The 19,251-nt window shown below is 65.4% G+C and carries 12 protein-coding genes and 1 riboswitch; of the genes, 7 read left to right on the top strand and 5 right to left on the bottom strand.

Annotated elements, in window-relative coordinates; genetic code table 11:
- Positions 1-85 precede the first annotated feature (85 nt).
- Together malQ and treY are read left to right on the top strand one after the other, a co-directional pair.
- The gene (gene malQ, locus SPHI_RS00445) at positions 86-1,852 is read left to right on the top strand and encodes a 4-alpha-glucanotransferase (RefSeq protein WP_233130562.1); all 1,767 of its coding nucleotides are present in this window, start codon (positions 86-88) and stop codon (positions 1,850-1,852) included.
- Entirely contained in the window at positions 1,849-4,161 is a 2,313-nt protein-coding gene (treY, locus tag SPHI_RS00440) for a malto-oligosyltrehalose synthase (protein ID WP_076742933.1), read from the top strand. Before malQ ends, treY begins: the two co-directional genes overlap by 4 nt.
- Before the next feature lie 138 nt (positions 4,162-4,299).
- Positions 4,300-4,494: riboswitch (cobalamin riboswitch) on the bottom strand.
- Between the two features lie 21 nt (positions 4,495-4,515).
- Here treY and SPHI_RS00435 read toward each other — a convergent pair.
- Positions 4,516-5,199: an epoxyqueuosine reductase QueH gene (locus SPHI_RS00435; protein WP_076742932.1), complete on the bottom strand. Its 684-nt coding sequence runs from the start codon at positions 5,197-5,199 to the stop codon at positions 4,516-4,518.
- 369 nt (positions 5,200-5,568) lie between these two features.
- On the opposite strand from SPHI_RS00435, the gene acnD reads away from it, so the two are divergent.
- The 5 genes from acnD to SPHI_RS00410 all read left to right on the top strand — a co-directional run bounded on the left by acnD (position 5,569) and on the right by SPHI_RS00410 (position 13,317).
- Positions 5,569-8,193, top strand: coding sequence for a Fe/S-dependent 2-methylisocitrate dehydratase AcnD (gene acnD / locus SPHI_RS00430; protein ID WP_076742931.1), 2,625 nt, complete (start codon positions 5,569-5,571; stop codon positions 8,191-8,193).
- Complete coding sequence (gene prpF, locus SPHI_RS00425) at positions 8,193-9,383, top strand: 2-methylaconitate cis-trans isomerase PrpF (protein WP_076742930.1); 1,191 nt, start codon at positions 8,193-8,195, stop codon at positions 9,381-9,383. Before acnD ends, prpF begins: the two co-directional genes overlap by 1 nt.
- A gap of 108 nt (positions 9,384-9,491) precedes the next feature.
- Entirely contained in the window at positions 9,492-10,649 is a 1,158-nt protein-coding gene (gene prpC, locus SPHI_RS00420; RefSeq protein ID WP_076742929.1) for a bifunctional 2-methylcitrate synthase/citrate synthase, read from the top strand.
- Between the two features lie 111 nt (positions 10,650-10,760).
- Entirely contained in the window at positions 10,761-11,678 is a 918-nt protein-coding gene (gene prpB / locus SPHI_RS00415) for a methylisocitrate lyase (RefSeq protein WP_076742928.1), read from the top strand.
- A gap of 238 nt (positions 11,679-11,916) precedes the next feature.
- Positions 11,917-13,317, top strand: a complete 1,401-nt coding sequence (locus tag SPHI_RS00410; protein WP_076742927.1) for a short-chain fatty acyl-CoA regulator family protein — start codon at positions 11,917-11,919, stop codon at positions 13,315-13,317.
- A 27-nt stretch (positions 13,318-13,344) separates the two neighbouring features.
- Here SPHI_RS00410 and SPHI_RS00405 read toward each other — a convergent pair whose 3' ends face one another.
- The 4 genes from SPHI_RS00405 to SPHI_RS00390 form a co-directional block, all read right to left on the bottom strand.
- Positions 13,345-14,124: a metallophosphoesterase family protein gene (locus SPHI_RS00405; protein WP_076742926.1), complete on the bottom strand. Its 780-nt coding sequence runs from the start codon at positions 14,122-14,124 to the stop codon at positions 13,345-13,347.
- A gap of 64 nt (positions 14,125-14,188) precedes the next feature.
- Entirely contained in the window at positions 14,189-14,443 is a 255-nt protein-coding gene (locus SPHI_RS00400; RefSeq protein ID WP_076742925.1) for a hypothetical protein, read from the bottom strand.
- A gap of 60 nt (positions 14,444-14,503) precedes the next feature.
- Positions 14,504-16,036 (bottom strand): efflux transporter outer membrane subunit, encoded by a 1,533-nt coding sequence (locus SPHI_RS00395; RefSeq protein WP_076742924.1) that lies wholly within the window; start codon positions 16,034-16,036, stop codon positions 14,504-14,506.
- A gap of 5 nt (positions 16,037-16,041) precedes the next feature.
- A complete protein-coding gene (locus SPHI_RS00390; protein WP_076742923.1) occupies positions 16,042-19,245 on the bottom strand; it encodes an efflux RND transporter permease subunit in 3,204 nt (1,067 codons plus the stop codon).
- Positions 19,246-19,251: the final 6 nt, after the last annotated feature.

The following is a 19,251-nucleotide window of genomic DNA, read 5'->3' as shown; positions in this document are numbered from 1 at the left end:
CCCTCTCCAAGCCGCCGCGGCGGCCGCCGGCCTCAAGCGCGACTGGACCGACGCCACCGGCCGCCCCCAGCACGTCGACGGCGCGGTGCTCGAAGCCCTGCTCGCCTGCCTCGACCTGACCCCACCCGAGACCCCGTTCCTGTCGATCACCGCCGGCGAACCCGTCCACCTCCCCGGCGCCCCCACCGGCACCGCCGACCTGACGCTGGAAGACGGCACGGCAATCCCGCTCGCCCTCGGCCAGGACACGATCACCCAGATCGGCTACCACCACCTCCAGCTCGGCCGCCGATCCTACACGATCGCCGTCGCGCCCGCGCGCTGCCCCCAGCCCCCCGGCCGCGGCTGGGGCCTCGCCATCCAGATCCCCTCGCTCCGTGACGATCACCCCACCGCCTACGGCAGCTACGCGACCCTAGCCAAAGCCGCCGCCGCCTTCGGCCGCTCCGGCGCCACCGCGCTCGCGATCAGCCCCACCCACGCCCTCTTCCCCGCCGACCCGACCCGCTTCAGCCCCTACGCCCCCTCTTCTCGCCTCTTCCACAACGTCGCCCTCGCCGACCCTTCGCTGATCGGCATGCCGTTCCCGACGGAGCCCGCCCCCGACCTCATCGACTGGCCCGATGCCCAGCGCTTTCGTTTGAAACACCTGCGTTTCGCTTTCGAAAGCGCCGGACCGGAAATCGAGGCCGCGGTCTCTGCTTATGCAGCACAGCACGGCCCGCCGCTGATCGATCACGCCCGCTTCGACGCCCTCCAGTGGCACATGAACGTCCGCGCTGGCTCGCACTGGCCCACCGAATTGCGCGATCCCGCCAGCCCAGCCGTTCAGCGCTTCGCCGCCGAGCACGCGCAGGACGTCGCCTTCTTCACATTCTTACAATGGCTCGCCGACCAAGGCCTTGCAAACGCCCAGAAGTCCGCCCGCGAGCATATGGCCATCGGCCTCATCGCCGACCTCGCCGTCGGCACCGATCGCGGCGGCAGCCACGGCTGGAGCGACCCGCGGGATCTGCTCACCGGCGTTACCATCGGCGCCCCCCCCGATCCGCTCGGCCCTGACGGCCAGAACTGGGGCATCTCCGCGCTCGATCCCTTCGCCCTCGCGCGCAGCGGCTTTGCCCCGTTTATCAACACGATACGCACCGCCCTGCGCCACGCCGGCGGCCTCCGCATCGATCACGCCATCGGCCTCGACCGCCTCTGGATCGTTCCCGACCACGCCACCGCCGCCGACGGCGCCTACCTCGACATGCCCGGCGAAACGCTCAAGAATATCGTGGCAATAGAGGCACGTCGCGCGGGCGCGATCGTCATTGCAGAGGATCTCGGCACCGTCCCCCCCGGCCTGCGCGAAGACCTCTCCCGCCGCGGCATGCTCGGCATGCGTGTCCTCCCCTTCGAACGAGACAAACAGGGCGGATTTGTCTCCGCCGCTCAATGGGATAGCGATGCCGTCGCAATGACCGGCACCCACGACACCCCCACCGTCGTCGGCTGGTGGAAGGGTCGCGACGTCGAATGGCGCGCCGCCATCAGCGGCCAACCCGCCAACCTTGAAGAGCGTACAAAGGAACGCAACTCCCTGGCGCAAGCACTTGATGTGTCTGGAACAGCACCCGAAGAACCACCGCTCGATCAGGTACTCGAAGCCGTGGCCGGTTCCCCCGCTCCCCTCGCGATCTTCCCGTTGGAAGACCTGCTCGGCATTGAGGAACAACCTAACCTCCCCGGCACCGTCGACGAGCACCCCAACTGGCGGCGCCGCATGCCTGACAACACAGCCGCTTTGCTCGCCCGCCCCGCCGTCGCGCAGCGTACCCACATACTCACCGCCAAGAGGCCTGGATGATCCCGCGCGCCACCTATCGCCTTCAATTCCATAAGGAATTCACCTTCGCCGATGCGGAGGCGATTGTGCCCTACCTAGACCAACTCGGCATCAGCCACATCTACGCCTCCCCCATCACCACCGCCGCGCCCGGCTCCACCCATGGCTATGACGTGGTCGACCCCACGCGCATCAATCCCGAGCTGGGTGGCGAGGAAGGATTCCGCAGCCTCGTCAATGCCTTGCGCGCGCGCGACATGGGCATGATCATCGACATCGTTCCTAACCACATGGGCGTCGCCGGCGACACGAACCCCTGGTGGAACGACATCCTGCGCCACGGCCGGGCTAGCCGATACGCCGACGTCTTCGACATCGACTGGTCAAGGCCGATCGTCCTGCCGGTTCTCGGCACCTCTCTCGCCCAAGCGATCGAAGACGGCGTTCTGAAGGTTGAGCATCAGGACGAACGTTGGTGGCTAACTGCTTATGGTAACAAGCGCTTCCCTCTCCGCGACCAAGACCAGCAAGCACCGGAGAAGGAGCCAATCAAAGCCCTGCTCAGCCGCCAGCATTACCGCCTCGCGCTCTGGCGCACCGCTAACGACGAGCTCAACTGGCGCCGCTTCTTCGCAATCAACGAGCTCGCCGGCGTCCGCATCGAGGACCCGCAGGTCTTCGAACGCACCCACAGCCTCTACTTCCGCCTCCACGACGAGGGGCTGATCGACGGGGTCCGGATCGATCATGTCGACGGCCTCACTGACCCGCTCGGCTATTGCCGCCAGCTCCGCGACCGGCTCGGCGACAAAGCATGGATCGTCATCGAAAAGATTCTCGGCCCCGGTGAGCAGCTGTCGAAGGAATGGGCAGTAAATGGCACGAGCGGCTATGATTTCATGGAGGATGTTTCCGCTCTAATCCACGATCCGACTGGTGCCGAACCGCTCGGCCAGCTATGGCACGCGATCAGTGACCGCCCCGTCGGCCTCGAAGCGGAAGAACTGCTCGCCCGCCAGCAACTCCTCGCATGGCAATTCACCGGTCAGCTTGAAGCCTGCACTGACGCCTTCCATGCGATCGCTTCCGACGGCATCACCCGCGCCATGCTCCGCCGAGCTTTGGAGCGACTGCTGTGGGTTTTCCCGGTCTATCGCACCTACGGCCCCGACGCTCCCGTCAGCGATGCAGCGGTGCGGGACACGGTACGACGACGAGTTGAGCCGCACGTACCTCCCGGAGAGAAGGAGGTCGTTCACCTGGTGCTCGATTGGCTTGCCGGTGCCGGTTCCGGCGACATCGGCCTACGCGCCGAGGCAGCGCGTCGTTTTCAACAGCTTTCGGCACCGATCGCTGCCAAGGCATTGGAAGACACCGCTTTCTACCGCCACGGTCGCTTGCTTTCCCGTAACGACGTCGGCTTTGACGCCGGCCTTTTCGCGCTGGCCCCCGCGGCCTTCCACGCACGCATGCAAGCTCGCGCCACGCACTGGCCACACGCGATGCTTACCACCGCCACCCACGATCACAAACGCGGCGAGGACTCCCGCGCCAGGCTGGCGGTGCTCAGCGCCATACCCGACCGTTGGCGCGAAGTGGTCAGCCGGTGGGAAGAGATCGCGGCAAGTCATTCATTGGATGTCGATGGCGGCGACCGTTACATGCTGTTTCAGGCTCTCCTCGGTGCCTGGCCGGATCGGCTCACCGAAGAGTTCAGCGACCGCATCGCCGATTGGCAAACTAAGGCACTCCGGGAAGCCAAGCTGCGCTCGTCATGGGAAGCGCCGGACGAAGCGTACGAGGCCCGCTGCAACGATCTCGCACGTGCCTTGATCGCCAACCCCGCCTATCGAAGCGCTATCGACGGCTTCCTGGCGGAGATCGCCTCCGCGGCGAACCGCAACAGCCTGATCCAGGTTGCGCTTCGCTGCACGCTGCCCGGGGTGCCGGACCTGTACCAGGGCCGGGAATTTGCGGATCTCAGCCTTGTCGACCCTGACAACCGCCGCCCGGTTGATTATGCCGCCCGCGCGGCCGCTCTCGATGTCCCAGCGCCCAAGATGCGGCTGCTCATCGACCTACTCGGCCTGCGTCGCCAACATCGCGCACTGTTTGAGCACGGAAGCTACGAACCGGCCGAGATCCACACTCCAGAAAGCGCACGGCTGCTCGCCTTCGAAAGGAGGTATGAGAGAAAGGCGCTGCGGGTTGCCGTAGCACTAGGTGGCGAGTTCGACAGGGCCACGATCCACTTTGCTTCGGGCGCGCGGCACGATGCGGTGGAGGTGCTTGGCGCGTCACCAGTGTGGTTCGACGTCACGCCGGGGTGATCGCTTCCTCTTCCCCAGGAGGAGAGAGGGGAAGGTCGTTCGAGGGGATCACTGCGATGCCCAATGCCTTCTGTCGCTCCCAGGTCGCGGCGCGCAGCGCCCGGCGCGATCCACCGGAGGAACCCCCTTACAAGGAGCGCGGTTGCGGCGAAGGCAGGTCTCCTGGTCACGGATCAACAAAACGGTCCGGGCCTGCCAGGCATGCTTGCGGCACGAGATGAAGCCGCCGCTCCCCTTACAGTTGCAGAGGCGGCGCCGGACTGCGGGCCCTCACGGACACGCCACCCGCCTCCCGTCTTAGCCCCGCACCGGGAGCCTCGAACCGCGGTATAACGGTATCTTTATGGCTTTATGTCAGTTTGACGCTGAAGGCTCGTCCACCCCGTAGAACAGCTTGCCAATCTCGATCTCCGGCCGCCCCTGCGACACCCGATGTGCATTGGTGTCGCGCAGCGAATAGACGCAGCCGCAATATTCCTGCTGATAAAATTGCTCACGCTTGGAAATGTCGATCATCCGCGCCGCGCCGCCGCCCTTGCGCCAGTTGAACGTCCAATAGCTGAGATCGGGGTAATGCGACGCTGCCCGCTCACCGCTGCCGTTGATCTGGTTCATGTCCTTCCAGCGCGAGATCCCGAGTGACGAGGTGATCACCGGAAAGCCGTTCTCATGCGCATAAAGCGCCGTCCGCTCAAACCGCATGTCGAAGCACATGGTGCAGCGGATGCCGCGCTCGGGCTCGTGCTCCATTCCCTTGGCGCGCTTGAACCAGTTCACCGTGTCGTAATCGGCATCGACGAACGGCACGTTGTGCGCTTCGGCAAAGCGGATATTCTCCTCCTTGCGAAGGATGTATTCCTCCTTGGGGTGGATGTTCGGGTTGTAGAAGAAGATCGTGTAATCAATTCCGCTCGCCGTCATCGCTTCCATCACTTCTCCCGAACACGGCGCGCAGCAACTGTGCAGCAGCACCTTCTTGTGGCCATCGGGGGGCGTCAGGATCGGGCGTTCGATGTCGGTTACAACGGGCTTGGTCATAGCGCCCGCCATATAGCAAAACGCCCGGCGTTCACAGGCGTTTGAGCCGCAGCACTCACCACCCATCCCCCGTCATCCGGACTTGATCCGGGACCCAAGGTCCCGCGTACACTGACGCACCTGCGTACGCGGCACGATCGATCCCGGATCAAGTCCGGGATGACCGCTCCGTAACGGAGTAGCGAGCATCAACATTCGCAAACTTCGCAGCCTCACCCCAGCGGCATCCGCCGATCTTCGCCCTTTAAACCGCCGCCACGGGTTGCGCCGTTGCGGATAATGCACAAATGGTAACCCGTGATCGTACGAAGCGACGCGCACACGGGAGAGTCTCCGTCCGGTGCGCGGCGCCAAACAAGAGTCCCAGCCATGAACCGCGCCCACCGCAAGCAGCTCCCCGGCACCCAGGTCGACTATTTCGACACCCGCGAGGCGATCGAGGCGATCCGCCCCGGCGCCTATGACGGCCTGCCCTACGTGTCGCGCGTGTTGGCCGAACAGCTCGTTCGTCGCTGCGATCCCGCGCTTCTCACCGACGCGCTGACCCAGATCGTCGAGCGCAAGCGCGATCTCGACTTCCCCTGGTATCCCGCCCGCGTCGTCTGCCACGACATCCTCGGCCAGACCGCGCTCGTCGATCTCGCCGGCCTGCGCGACGCCATCGCCGACCAGGGCGGCGACCCCGCCAAGGTCAACCCGGTCGTCCCCACCCAGCTGATCGTCGACCACAGCCTCGCGGTCGAGCATGGCGGCTTCGATCCGAATGCCTTCGAGAAAAACCGCGCGATTGAGGATCGTCGTAACGAGGATCGCTTCCACTTCATCGAATGGACCAAGGAGGCGTTCCAGAACGTCGACGTGATCCCCGCCGGCAACGGCATCATGCACCAGATCAACCTGGAGAAGATGTCGCCCGTTATCCAGCTACGGGACGGCGTCGCTTTCCCCGACACCTGCGTCGGCACCGACAGCCACACGCCGCACGTCGACGCGCTCGGTGTGATCGCGATCGGCGTCGGCGGGCTTGAGGCCGAGACGGTGATGCTCGGCCGCGCCTCGATGATGCGCCTGCCGGACATCGTCGGCGTCCGCCTCACCGGCAAGCGCCAGCCCGGCATCACCGCCACCGACATCGTCCTCGCGATCACCGAATTCCTCCGCAAGGAGCGCGTGGTCGGCGCCTGGCTCGAGTTCTTCGGCGAGGGCGCGGACAGCCTGACGATCGGCGACCGCGCGACCATCTCCAACATGTGCCCCGAATATGGCGCCACCGCGTCGATGTTCTACATCGACCAGCAGACGATCGACTATCTCCTGCTCACCGGCCGCGAAACCGATCAGGTCAAGCTGGTCGAGACCTACGCCAAGCACACCGGCCTGTGGGCCGACGCGCTCAAGACCGCCGAGTACGAGCGCGTGCTCGAATTCGACCTCTCCACCGTCGTCCGCAACCTCGCCGGCCCGTCCAACCCGCACCGCCGCCTGCCGACCTCGGCGCTGGAAGAGACCGGCATCGCCGTCGATCTCGACAAGGCGCAGGCGCAGGAGCGCGAGGGACTGCTCCCCGACGGCGCGGTGATCATCGCCGCGATCACCAGCTGCACCAACACGTCGAACCCGCGCAACGTCGTCGCCGCCGGTCTCGTCGCCAAGAAGGCCAACGCGCTCGGCCTCGTCCGCAAGCCTTGGGTCAAGTCCAGCTTCGCCCCCGGCTCGATCGTCGCCCGCCTCTATCTCGAGGAGGCCGGCCTGCTGCCCGAGCTCGAAAAGCTCGGCTTCGGCATCGTCGCCTTTGCCTGCACCACCTGCAATGGCATGTCGGGCGCGCTCGATCCCAAGATCCAGCAGGAGATCATCGACCGCGATCTCTACGCCACCGCCGTTCTCTCGGGTAACCGCAACTTCGACGGCCGAATCCACCCCTATGCCAAACAGGCGTTCCTTGCCTCGCCGCCGCTGGTGGTGGCCTATGCGATCGCCGGCACGATCCGCTTCGACATCGAACGGGACGTGCTCGGTGTGGTCGACGGCAAGGAGATCCGCCTCAAGGATCTGTGGCCGACCGACGAGGAGATCGACGCGATCGTCGCCGCGCATGTGAAGCCGGAGCAGTTCCGCAAGGTCTACGAGCCGATGTTCGGCGCGCGCGCCCGTTCGGCGGACAAGATCAGCCCGCTCTACGACTGGCGCCCGATGTCGACCTACATCCGCCGCCCGCCTTATTGGGACACGCAGGGCGTCGGCGCGCTGGCGGCGCATCCGCGCACGCTCAAGGACATGCGCCCGCTCGCGATCCTGCCGGACAACATCACGACCGATCACCTGTCCCCGTCCAACGCGATCCTCGCCAGCTCCGCGGCGGGCGAATACCTGACGAAGATGGGCGTGCCAGAGGAGGACTTTAACTCCTACGCCACCCACCGTGGCGATCACCTCACCGCGATGCGCGCCACCTTCGCAAATCCGCAGCTCGTCAACGAGATGGCGGTGGTCGACGGCCAGGTGAAGCGCGGCAGCCTCGCCCGCGTCGAGCCCGACGGCACCGTCATGCGCATGTGGGAAGCGATGGAGACCTATGCGCAGCGCAAGCAGCCGCTGATCATCATCGCCGGCGCCGATTACGGCCAGGGCTCCTCGCGTGACTGGGCCGCCAAGGGCGTCCGCCTCGCCGGCGTCGAGGCGATCGTCGCGGAGGGCTTCGAGCGCATCCACCGCACCAACCTGATCGGCATGGGCGTGCTGCCGTGCGAGTTCAAGCCGGGCACCACCCGGCTGACGCTCGGCCTCGACGGCACCGAAACCTATGACGTGATCGGCGACCGCCGCCCGCGTGCGGACCTCACGCTGATCATCCGCCGCAAGGATGGCACGACGGAGGAAGTACCCGTCACCTGCCGCCTCGACACCGCCGAGGAATCGCTGATCTACGAAGCCGGCGGCGTTCTCCAGCGCTTCGCCCAGGACTTCCTCGCCTCGGAAGCGGCAGCCGCATAATGACCGGCCAGACCCGCATCCCCGCCACCTACATGCGCGGCGGCACCAGCAAGGGCGTATTCTTCCGCCTCGAAGACCTCCCCGAATCCGCCCGCACCCCCGGCACCGCCCGCGACAAGCTCTTCCAGCGAGTCATCGGCAGCCCCGACCCCTATGCCGCGCAGATCGACGGCATGGGCGGGGCGACCTCAAGCACCAGCAAGTGCGTGATCATCTCGCCCAGCACCCAGCCCGATCACGACGTCGACTATCTCTACGGCCAGGTCTCGATCGATACCGATTTCGTCGACTGGTCGGGTAATTGCGGCAATCTCTCCACCGGTGCGGGCGCCTTCGCGATCCATGCCGGCTATGTCGATGCGAACCGTGCCGAGAACGGCGTCTGCACCGTCCGCATCTGGCAGGCGAACATTGGCAAGACGATCATCGCCCATGTCCCCGTTGCCAACGGTGAAGTGCAGGAAACCGGTGACTTCGAACTCGATGGCGTCACCTTCCCGGCGGCCGAGATCGTCCTCGAATTCGTCGATCCCGCCGACGACGGCGACGAGGGTGGATCGATGTTCCCCACCGGCAATCTCGTCGACGAACTGGATGTGCCGGAAGAAATCGTGCCCGGCGGCAAGCTCAAGGCGACGATGATCACCGCGGGCATCCCGACGATCTTCGTGAACGCCGCCGATATCGGCTTCACCGGCACTGAGCTGCGCGAGACGATCAACACCAATCCCGACACGCTCCGCCGCTTCGAGGCACTACGCACGATCGGCGCGATCAAGATGGGCCTCATCAAGTCGCCCGAGGAAGCCGCCAAGCGCCAGCACACCCCCAAGATCGCCTTTGTCGCTCCGCCGACCGATTACCCGTCATCGAGCGGCAAGATCGTGAAGGGTGACGACATCGATTTGCTCGTTCGCGCCATGTCGATGGGCAAGCTCCACCACGCGATGATGGGCACCGCTTCGGTGGCCATCGCCACGGCGGCGGCCGTCCCCGGCACGCTCGTCAACCAGGCGGCGGGTGGCGGCGAGCGCCAGTCGGTCCGCTTCGGCCACCCCTCGGGCACGCTGCGTGTCGGCGCCGAGGCTCGCCAAGTCGATGGCCAATGGACCGTCACCAAGGCGATCATGAGCCGAAGCGCCCGCATCCTGATGGAAGGCCACGTCCGCGTGCCGGAAGGAAGCTTCTAACCAGCTCCGTTCGTGCTGAGCCTGTCCGAAGCACGTGTCCCAAACGGTAGCGCTTGTAACACGCCCGCCACAGGGTGACCGGAACAGAAGAAAGAGGACCGAAAGAGCATGACCGACACCGCCACCGCTCCCACCTTCAAGCCGAAGAAGTCCGTCGCCCTGTCGGGCGTCACGGCTGGCAACACTGCGCTGTGCACCGTCGGCCGCACCGGCAACGACCTGCACTATCGCGGCTATGACATCCTCGATTTCGCCGAAGGCGCGGAGTTCGAGGAAATCGCCCACCTCCTCGTCCACGGCTGGCTCCCCAATGCCGCCGAGCTCAAGGCGTACAAGGCCAAGCTCAAGGCACTCCGCGGCCTCCCCATCGCCGTGAAGGAAGCGCTTGCCGCGCTCCCCGCCGCTGCCCACCCGATGGACGTGATGCGCACCGGCGTCTCCGCCCTCGGCTGCGCGCTGCCGGAGAAGGACGATCACAACACCCCAGCCGCGCGCGACATCGCCGACCGGCTGATGGCCAGCCTCGGCTCGATGCTGCTCTATTGGTATCACCTGTCGAACAACGGCGTGGAGATCGAGGTCGAGACCGACGACGAGTCGATCGGCGGCCACTTCCTCCACCTGCTCCATGGCGAAGCGCCGAGCGAGAGCTGGGTGCAGGCGATGCACACCTCGCTGATCCTCTATGCCGAGCATGAGTTCAACGCCTCGACCTTCACCGCCCGCGTAATCGCCGGCACGGGCTCCGACATGCATTCGTGCATCACCGGCGCGATCGGCGCGCTGCGCGGCCCCAAGCACGGCGGCGCCAACGAAGTCGCGTTCGAGATCCAGAAGCGCTACCAGAACCCCGACGATGCCGAGGCCGACATCCGCCGCCGGATGGAAGCCAAGGAAGTCATCATCGGCTTCGGCCACCCGGTCTATACGATCAGCGATCCGCGTAACGTCGTCATCAAGCGCGTCGCCAAGAAGCTGTCGGATGAGGCCGGCTCGACCAAGATGTACGACATCGCCGACCGCCTCGAAGCGGTGATGATGGACGTGAAGAAGATGTTCCCGAACCTCGATTGGTTCTCGGCCGTCTCCTACCACATGATGGGCGTCCCCACCGCGATGTTCACGCCCTTGTTCGTGATCGCCCGCACCAGCGGCTGGGCCGCGCACGTCATCGAGCAGCGCGAAGACAACAAGATCATCCGCCCGAGCGCGAACTACACCGGCCCCGAAGACCTCAAGTGGGTGCCGCTGGCCGAGCGGAAGTAAGCTCGGTCCCGCATCGAGGGACTACAGGCGCGGCCGTCACAAGATTGGCCGCGCCATGCTGCACATGCTAAGGCGCGCCAAGCCAGACGCCCGAATACACAAGGAATGACAATGCCCTACCTCCTCGCCTCCGACCTCCCGACCGAATCCGCCGGCAAGCGCTTCCGTGCGGGGCTGGAGCGGCCGGGCATCTTTCAGCTTCCGGGCGCGCATAACGGCCAAGCGGCGATCCAGGCGCGCAATGCCGGGTTCGACGGCCTGTACCTGTCGGGCGCGGCGATGACTGCATCGATGGGCCTGCCCGATCTCGGCATCATCACCGTCGATGAAGTTGCCTTCTTCATCCGCCAGATCACTCGCTCGTCGGGTCTCCCGCTGCTGGTCGACGGCGACACCGGCTATGGCGAGGCGCTCAATGTCATGCACATGGTCCGCACCTTCGAGGACGCGGGCGCCGGCGCGGTTCATCTCGAGGACCAGATCCTGCCCAAGAAGTGCGGCCACCTGAACGGCAAGAACCTCGTGTCGGCGATGGACATGGCCACCAAGGTCGCCGCCGCGAAGAAGGCGGCGCGCGACATCGTCATCGTCGCCCGCACCGACGCCGCGGGTGTCGAGGGCTTCGACGCCGCGGTCGATCGCGCCAAGATGTATGTCGACGCCGGCGCCGACGCGATCTTCCCCGAAGCATTGAACACACGCGAGATGTTCGAGAAGTTCGCGAAGGCGGTGCCGAACGTGCCGCTGCTCGCCAACATGACCGAATTCGGCAAGACCCCCTTCTACACCGCGACCGAGTTCGAGGAGATGGGCTACAAAATGGTGATCTGGCCGGTCTCCTCACTGCGCGTTGCCAACAAGGCGCAGGCCGAACTTTACGCTTCGATCAAGGAAAACGGCGGCACCCACAAATACGTCGATCGCATGCAGACCCGCCAGGAACTGTATGACGTGATCGGCCTGCACGATTTCGAAGAGCTCGACGCCAGCATCATCAAGACGATCGTCCCCGTGATGCCCAACGCCTGACCTGCAAACACCGTCACCCCGGCCCTGAGCCGGAGTCCAAGGTTCCGCGAACGCTGACGCCGAAGTGTACGCGGCGGCATGGATCCCGGATCAAGTCCGGGATGACGCAAGTAGCTAGCGCTGGCATCGCCCCAACGTCATGCCGGCCTTGTGCCGGCATGACGAGCGCGGCACTTTCCGCAACATCCGCAAACCTCTATCTCTTCCACGTCTACCCGAAAGCGAAGGAAGCGAAGGAATGCGGAAAACCTTCATGGGCGTGCGCCTGCGCCGCCTCCGCGAAGAACGCCGCCTGAAACAGGTCGAGCTCGCCCAGGCACTCGGCATCTCCACCAGCTACCTCAACCAGATCGAGCAGAACCAGCGCCCGCTCACCGTTCCCGTCCTGCTCAAGATCAACCAGGTCTTCGGCATCGACGTCCAGCTTTTCTCGGAGGACGAGGAAGCCCGCCTAATCACCGACCTGCGCGACAGCCTGACCGAAGCACCCGAGCCGATCGCGCTGGCCGAGATCCGCGAACTTGCCACCAACATGCCCGCGGTCGCGCGCACGCTGATCGCGCTCCACCGCCGCCAGCGCGACCTCACCGAACGCAACGAAGCGATGGCCGCGCAACTCGGCGACCAGTGGATCGAGGGCGGCGGCACGCGCATGCCGTTCGAGCAGGTTCGCGAACTGTTCTACGCCAATTACAACCATATCGAACCGCTCGATCAAGCCGCCGAAGCGCTGTACCGCGAAGCCCGCTTCGGCCCGCGCCGGGTGCACGCCGGCCTGATCGCGCGCCTCCAGGACCGCCACGGCATCACCGTGGCGCTGTCGGAGCCCGGCGCCGTCCAGCGCCGGTACGACCCCGCTACCCGGACGCTGCACATCTCGCCCGATCTGCGCGCTGGCCAGCAGGCGTTTCAGATGGCGACCCAGCTCGCCTTCCTTGAACTCGGCGACCTCATCGACCGCCTGGCTGACGACCCGATCCTCACCGGCCCCGAGGCGCGCCGTCTAGCCCGCATCGGTCTCGCCAATTACTTCGCCGGCGCGCTCCTCCTCCCCTACGCCGATTTCCTCGCCGAGGCAGAGGCGCAGGCGTACGACATTGAAAAGCTCGGCCGTCACTTCGGCGTCGGGTTCGAGACGATCTGTCACCGCCTCTCCACCCTCCAGCGCCCCGAGGCGCGCGGCGTCCCCTTCTTCTTCATCCGCGTCGATCGGGCCGGCAACATCTCCAAGCGTCAGTCGGCCACCGATTTCCACTTCTCGCGCGTCGGCGGCAGCTGCCCCTTGTGGAAAGTGTACGAAGCCTTCGTCCAGCCCGGCCGCGTGCTCCGCCAGGTCGCGCAGATGCCCGACGGCCGCACCTATCTGTGGGTCGCGCGCACCGTTCGCCGCACCGCCGGCGCGTTCGGCGAACCGGGCAAGACCTTCGCCATCGCGCTCGGCTGCGACATCCGCCACGCGCACCGCCTCGTCTATTCGCGCGGCTTCGACCTCACCGACCCTCGCGCCGCCACCCCGATCGGCGTCGGCTGCAAGGTGTGCGAGCGCACCGCCTGCCCGCAACGCGCCTTTCCCATGATCGGCCGCCCCGTCGCCGCAGACGAGAACCGCGCGACCCTCACGCCCTATCCGGTCGGCTGAGCGGGCTGTCCGCGGCCAGCATGCCGGTCAGTAGGTGTCGCCGGCGTTGGACGTCGCGCTGATAGGATGCTTCGGTTCCGGCGAGAGTGTGCGCGCCAGTGTCTCGAATCGCGCACCGTGGATGCGGATCTCGTTGAACGCCGGTGGTGATGCGCGCAAACGCTTGGACAGGGTGCCGGCACCGATCATCCGCACCGTCCAGTCACCGCACCGCACCGGCCTGTCGAACGGATCATGGACGTGTCCTGAGAGGACGGCATGAACTCCGGCGTCGGCCAGCGCCGCGAGCGCCGCATCGCCGTTTCGCGTCTTGGCCGTTCCCTTGGTGCCGCCTTCGATCAGCGGATGATGGCCGGCGACGAAGATCAGATTGCCGCGAGGCGCGGCCGCGACCAGTTCCAACGCGTCTCGCAGCGCGCCACGGCTCACGTAACCTTTGGACCAGTTCCAGCGCCATTGCGCGCGCGCGGTCGTCTTCAGCGGAACGATAGAGATGCCGGGCAAATCGAGCGTCTTCTCGATCATCCGCTCGGCCGCGCCATAGCGCTTGTAGGGGCTGAACAGCCGCCGCAGCGGATCCCAGTAATATGGAATATCGTGGTTGCCGACCTCGATCGTCACCGGCACGCCCAGCGAGCGGAGCCACTTGCCGCCGGCGTCGAACTCGCGACGCCTGGCACGCATCGTCAGATCGCCGGTCATGATGACTGCGTCGGGCTTCTCGTCCGCGACACATTGCGCGAACCAACCGAGTGCCTTCGGATCTTCCGCCCCGAAATGCACGTCGCTGACATGGAATAGCTTCATCGGCATCGCCAACGCGCTGCCCGCGATAAGGTTCGCAGGCAAGCGCCGTCAGCGTCAGACATGATCAGGCGCGGCGATGCTTTCCGCCATAATGCGGGCCGATATAGCCGGCGATCTTCGCCATTTCCTCTGCCGCAGTGCGCGCCGCTTCGGCGCAGCAGGGAATCGGATCGCGTTCGGCCTGACTGGCGCGCATCGCGACGCGCTCACAAAGTGTTTCGATGTCGGCGCGGGTCAACACGTTCTTCTCGCGAAGCAAGCAGAGCAGGCTCTGCAAGATCACCAGTGATTCGTCGCCCGCGCGCTCTTGTGGCGTCATTGGCTCTCTCCTCTTCCTAAGAACGGGAGAGTAAGCGAAATGATCCGTCTTGCAATAGCCTCAGTTTAGTCCGCCGCCGAGCGAACGATAGAGTTCAACAAGATTATTGCCGCGCGCCAAGCGTGTGGTCACCAACTGCTGTTGCGCCGCATAAGCAGTACGCTGGGCATCAAGCGCCACCAGGAATGAATCCACGCCCGCGCGATAGCGCGCATCGGACAGACGTGCCGCCACACTAGCCGCCTCGGCTCGTGCGGTCTGTGCCGCCACTTGCTCATCGATCGTGCCGCGCTGCGCGAGTGCGTCGGACACTTCACGGAACGCGGTTTGCACGGCACGCTCATAAGTGGCGACCGCCACCTGCTGCGATGCCTTGGCATAATCGAGATTGGCCGCATTGCGCCCGCCGTCGAACAACGGCAGCCCGATCGAAGGCGCGGCATTGTAGGTGAAGCTGCCACCCGCGAAAAGGCCCGACAGCGCGGTCGAGATGGTGCCAATCGTCGCCGTTAGCGAGATGCGTGGGAAGAAGGCGGCGCGCGCTGCGCCGATATTGGCGTTTTCGGCGATCAACTGATGCTCGGCCCGGAGCACATCCGGGCGGCGCAGAAGCACCTCCGACGAAAGATCGCCGGGCAGCGCGTCGCGGGTGACTGCCATTGCGCCCAGTTCCGCCGGCAGTTGCTCCGCCGGGATCGTGGTGCCGGCGAGCAGATCGAGCGCGTTCTGATCCCGCGCCACCTGCGTCTGCAGAGCCGCGATGTCGTTGCGCGCGGCGTGATAATTGGTCTCCGCCTGGCGCGCCTCCAGTTCGGACGCGACGCCGATCCGGAACTGCGCACGCGTCAGTTCCAACGACTGTTCGAACGCCTTCAGCGTCTCGCGGCTGATGCGGAGCTGTTCCTGGTCCGATGCCATGGTCAGCCAGGCGGTGGCGATCTCCGCAATGAGGCTGATGCGTGCGGTGCGCTGCGCCTCCTCCGAGGCGAAATATTGCTCCAGCGCGGCACGGGACAGGTTGCGCACGCGGCCGAAAAGATCGAGCTCGAATTGCGAGAAGCCGGCGTTCACCGAATAGAATTCGAGATTGGATGAAGCGCCGCCGATCCCGGCGCCGCCGCCAACCCCCGTGCCACCCCCGGAGCCGCCACCTGCCCCCGATCCGGTGCCTCCAATACCCGTGCCACCCGTGCCAGTCCCGCCCCCTAGACCGCCACCGCCCGCAGCGCCTGCGGCACCGAAGACGTTGTTGGTATAGGTGCCCGAGCCCGATATCGTCGTGGACGGCACCAGGTTCGCGCGTTGCACACGATATTGCGCACGGGCCTGAAGCACGTTGCCGGCCGCGATGCGGAGATCGCGGTTGTTGGCGAGCCCGGTCTCGATCACCTGCTGGAGCCGCGGATCAAGGAAGAAATCGCGCCAGCCGATCTGAGTGATGTCCGGCGCATCGGTGGCGGCGCGAGGATAGACTCCGCCCTCGGGCAGGGTCGCCGGCGCGGCGCCGACAGGGCGAACGTACTTGGGCGCCAGGTTGCAGCCCGACAGCGCAGTGGCTGCGGCGAGCGCCAACAGGAGGAAACGGCCGTTCATCTTACTCATGCTCCCTGCGGCGCCGGGCCGCGGCCACGGTCACCACCGTTGCTATCGTCGTGCAGCGGTTCGTAGTTGTTCACATTCTGGTCGCCCTCGTCGCCCTTGCCGTGACCGAACAGCCGCGACACGACGACGAAGAACATCGGCACGAAGAAGATCGCCAGCACCGTCGCAGACAACATGCCGCCGACTACCGCGCGACCGATCGCATTCTGACCGCCCGCACCTGCACCGGTCGAGATCGCCAGCGGCAGGACGCCGAAGATGAAGGCAAGGCTGGTCATCAGGATCGGCCGTAGACGCAGCCGTGCCGCTTCCACTGCCGCCTCGAACGGCCGCATCCCTTCGGCGATCCGTTCCTCGGCAAATTCCACGATTAGGATCGCGTTCTTCGCCGACACGCCGATCGTCGTGATCAGTCCGACCTGCAGATAGATGTCGTTGCTAAGGCCCGTCAGCATCGCCGCGAGCAGCGCACCGATCACGCCCAGCGGCACCACCAGCATCACCGCGATCGGCACCGACCAGCTCTCGTACAGCGCGGCCAGGCAGAGGAACACGATCATCAGCGACAGCGCGTAGAGTGCCGGCGCCTGACCGCCCGACAGCCGTTCCTCATAGGACAGGCCGGTCCACTCCAGCGCGGTACCCGGCGGCAGCTTCACGTGCATCTCCTCCAGCGCCTCCATCGCGGTGCCGGTGCTGAGCCCCTGCCCCGGCGAACCCTGAAGCTGCATCGCAGGCTGGCCATTATAGCGGGTTAGCGAGACCGGCGCGTTCGCCCATTCGATCGTCGAGAAGGCGGTGAACGGCACCATCTGCCCTTCCGCGCCACGGACGTAGAAGCTGGCAAGGTCTTCCGGCTTCAGGCGATAAGGGGTGTCCGCCTGGACATAGACGCGCTTCACACGGCCACGATCGATAAAGTCGTTGATGTACGATCCACCCCATGCGGTCGCCAGCGTCGAGTTCACCGTGGCGAGATCGAGGCCGAGCGCCCGCGCCTTGTCTTGATCGATGTCGATCTTGAGCTGCGGCGCGTCCTCGAGGCTGAGCGGGCGGACCTGCGCGACGCGTTGATCCTGCGCGGCCATGCCGAGCAGCATGTTGCGCGCCTGGGTCAGTTTCTCGTGTCCGATTCCTGCCGTATCGACCAGCTGGAGGTCGAAGCCAGTCGCATTGCCCAGCTCCTGCACCGCCGGCGGCACCAGCGCAAAGATCATGCCGTCGGTATACTGAGAGAAGGCACCCATCGATCGCGCGGCGATCGTCTGCGCCTTGTTCTCGACGCCCTCGCGATCCTCCCAAGGCTTGAGGCTGATGAAGGCGAGGCCCGCATTCTGCCCCTGACCCGCGAAGCTGAAGCCGTTGATCGTGAACACCGATTCGACGCCGGGCTCTTTCAGGAAGTGGCTGCGGATCAGATCCAGGCCCTTGTCGGTGCGCGCGGAGGTTGCGCCCGCCGGCCCCTGGACCAGCGCCACCACCGTGCCCTGGTCTTCGTCCGGCAGGAAGGCGCTCGGCAGGCGTGCGAACAGGAACGCCATGCCGCCGACGATCAACAGATAGACCAGCATCGACCGTTTCCAGCTACGTGCAGTGCGCTTGACGCCGCCTTCGTACTTGGTCGTGCCCTTTTCGAAGGTTCGGTTGAACCAGCGGAAGAAGCGCGCAAAGATGCCGTTGCCTTCGTGCTTGGTTGTATCGTGCGGCTTCAGGATGGTGGCGCACAGCGCCGGCGTCAGGATCAACGCAACCAGCACCGAGAGCACCATCGCCGAGACGATCGTGATCGAGAACTGGCGATAGATCACGCCCGTCGATCCGCCGAAGAACGCCATCGGCAGGAACACCGCGGACAGCACCATGCCGATGCCGATCAGCGCGCCCGAGATCTCGTCCATCGACTTGCGCGCGGCGTCCTTGGGGCTCAGCCCCTCGTCCACGATCAGACGCTCGACGTTCTCCACCACAACGATGGCGTCGTCCACTAGCAAGCCGATGGCGAGTACCATGCCGAACAGCGTCAGCGTGTTGATCGAATAACCCGCGATCTGCATCACCGCGAAGGTGCCGAGCAGCACCACCGGGACCGCGATTGTCGGGATGATCGTCGCACGCCAGTTCTGCAGGAACAGGAACATGACCAGGAAGACGAGCACCACCGCCTCGACCAGCGTGTGGATCACCTGCTCCACCGACAAGCGCACGAACGGCGTGGTGTCGAACGGATAAACGACCTTCACGTCGGCCGAGAAGCCCTTGGCGATCGACTCGACCTCGGCCTTGACGGCATCGACGGTGTCGAGCGCGTTGGCGCCGGCGGCAAGGCGGACGCCAAAGCCAGATGCGGGCTTGCCGTTGAACTTGGTATCGAAGCCATAGTTTTCCGCACCAAGCTCGATCCGCGCCACATCCCGCAGCCGCACCACCGCGCCATTGGCGGCGGTCTTCATGCGGATCGCGCCGAATTCCTCAGGCGTCTGCAACCGCGACTGAACCGAGACCGTGGCGTTGAGCATCTGCTCCTTGGGCGCCGGCTGCGCACCGATCTGGCCGGCGGAAACCTGTGCGTTCTGTGCACGCACTGCGGCCGAGACGTCCTCGATCGTCAGCTGGTAATTGTTCAGCTTGAGCGGATCGATCCAAATGCGCATAGCATATTGTGAACCGAAGATCTGGAGCTCACCCACGCCGTTGACGCGGCTGACTGGATCCTGGAGCCGCGACACAACCATGTCCGACAGGTCGGTGATCGAGTGCGAGCCGTCCTGCGAATACAGGCCAACGATGACCAGGAAGCTCGCCGCCGACTTCTGCACCTGGATGCCCTGCTGCTGCACTTCTTGCGGCAGCAAGGGAGTCGCCGCCTGCAGCTTGTTCTGCACCTGCACCTGCGCGATGTCAGGATCGGTGCCCTGTTCAAACGTCAGCGTGATGGTGAGCACGCCCGAAGAGGAGGACGACGACGAGAAATAGCGCAGATTGTCGATCCCGCGCAGTTGCTGCTCGATGATCTGCGTGGTGGTGCGTTCAAGCGTGTTGGCGTCGGCACCGGGATAGGTCGCGGTGATCGACACCGTCGGTGGCGCGATCTCCGGAAACTGGGCGACGGGAAGCGAGCGGATGGCGATCGCGCCAGCCAGCATCAGGACGATCGCGATCACCCATGCGAAGATGGGTCGATCGATGAAATAGCGTGCCATCTGGGA

Source organism: Sphingomonas jeddahensis, from assembly GCF_001981525.1.
GTDB classification, from domain to species: Bacteria; Pseudomonadota; Alphaproteobacteria; order Sphingomonadales; family Sphingomonadaceae; genus Sphingomonas; species Sphingomonas jeddahensis.
The sequence above is the reverse complement of the archived record's forward strand: the minus strand, read 5'-3'. Positions and strand labels throughout refer to the sequence as shown.

What these genes read in the sequence shown, in the direction of transcription:
- SPHI_RS00405 (WP_076742926.1), bottom strand. Translation starts at nt 14,124, where the DNA reads ATGAAGCTATTCCATGTCAGCGACGTGCATTTCGGGGCGGAAGATCCG.
- acnD (WP_076742931.1), top strand. Translation starts at nt 5,569, where the DNA reads ATGAACCGCGCCCACCGCAAGCAGCTCCCCGGCACCCAGGTCGACTAT.
- SPHI_RS00395 (WP_076742924.1), bottom strand. Translation starts at nt 16,036, where the DNA reads ATGAACGGCCGTTTCCTCCTGTTGGCGCTCGCCGCAGCCACTGCGCTG.
- SPHI_RS00390 (WP_076742923.1), bottom strand. Translation starts at nt 19,245, where the DNA reads ATGGCACGCTATTTCATCGATCGACCCATCTTCGCATGGGTGATCGCG.
- prpB (WP_076742928.1), top strand. Translation starts at nt 10,761, where the DNA reads ATGCCCTACCTCCTCGCCTCCGACCTCCCGACCGAATCCGCCGGCAAG.
- prpC (WP_076742929.1), top strand. Translation starts at nt 9,492, where the DNA reads ATGACCGACACCGCCACCGCTCCCACCTTCAAGCCGAAGAAGTCCGTC.
- SPHI_RS00435 (WP_076742932.1), bottom strand. Translation starts at nt 5,199, where the DNA reads ATGACCAAGCCCGTTGTAACCGACATCGAACGCCCGATCCTGACGCCC.
- SPHI_RS00410 (WP_076742927.1), top strand. Translation starts at nt 11,917, where the DNA reads ATGCGGAAAACCTTCATGGGCGTGCGCCTGCGCCGCCTCCGCGAAGAA.
- treY (WP_076742933.1), top strand. Translation starts at nt 1,849, where the DNA reads ATGATCCCGCGCGCCACCTATCGCCTTCAATTCCATAAGGAATTCACC.
- SPHI_RS00400 (WP_076742925.1), bottom strand. Translation starts at nt 14,443, where the DNA reads ATGACGCCACAAGAGCGCGCGGGCGACGAATCACTGGTGATCTTGCAG.
- prpF (WP_076742930.1), top strand. Translation starts at nt 8,193, where the DNA reads ATGACCGGCCAGACCCGCATCCCCGCCACCTACATGCGCGGCGGCACC.